We start from the raw sequence: 976 nt of genomic DNA on the forward strand, positions 1-976 counted from the left end.
AAAAGATGAAATGTTAAATTATCTTAATAGGTGTGTTCATTTATCTATTAACTAAGAAAAGAAAATAGGGAAAAGACCAGGCAGCCTAAATAAAGTAAAGATAGATTATATTAATTGGAGGAAGTATTATCTATTAATTTTGCAAATTTTAATGCCTCGGTCCGGTTTTTTATATTTAACTTATTATAAATCTTTCCTAAATGACTTTTAACTGTAGTGACCTCTATAAATAGACGATCAGCAATTTCTTTATTGGAGCAGTTTTCCTGAATTAAAATTAAAATCTGTTTTTCACGTGGGGTTAATTTGGTATTTACTTGTTCCAATTCCTGGTTTTCTATCGGGGTTGCACTTGATTTATCTAAAGCACTCTTTTTTAATGAGGATTGAAAATTTAGCCTATCAACCTTGTTTGGCATTGTAGTATTTTCCTTTGCAAGACACAATTTTTCCCTTATTTGAGTCCAACTCTGATCGTTCATTTTACAGCAAGCAAAATCCTGATAGTTTTTAGCCAAAAATAATTCTTTTCTTAACATAAATATGTAAGCTGCCAGAGATAGGATAAAGAAGATCAATCCTCCTACAAAATAACAAGAATACCGTTTTATAATGATTAAAAATCTTCCCCAAAATCCTGCTTTTAGCCAACTTAGTTCCCATTCAAATTGACTTGCATATTGAGAATTTACTCCTGGACTGCGTTGAACTTTTTTCAATAAATTATCATAAAAGGCTGGGGAGCTTTTTAATTCTTGCTCTACATTCTTTAAATAAGTGTAGGCCACTAGGTTTACACTGGGATAACGACAGGCTTCTATAAAGTTTTTAATCTGTTCATTTAAACTTTCTTTTCCAAGTTGAGAAAGGAGGCCACAGCTGGTATCATTTTCTCCCTTAAGACAGTTATGGTCTGTTAACATTTGATAGAAATTCCTAAGAGATGTACTAAGGAAAGATTTTCTTAACTGATAAT

The 976-nt window shown here is 31.2% G+C and carries 1 protein-coding gene; it reads right to left on the reverse strand.

Features of this window, described 5'->3' with window-relative positions:
* Positions 1-110: 110 nt before the first annotated feature.
* On the reverse strand, positions 111-976 hold an 866-nt coding region (locus E1171_RS00735), incomplete at its 5' end, for a response regulator transcription factor (RefSeq protein WP_222931307.1).

The organism is Xanthovirga aplysinae (genome assembly GCF_009711365.1).
Classification (GTDB): Bacteria; Bacteroidota; Bacteroidia; order Cytophagales; family Cyclobacteriaceae; genus Xanthovirga; species Xanthovirga aplysinae.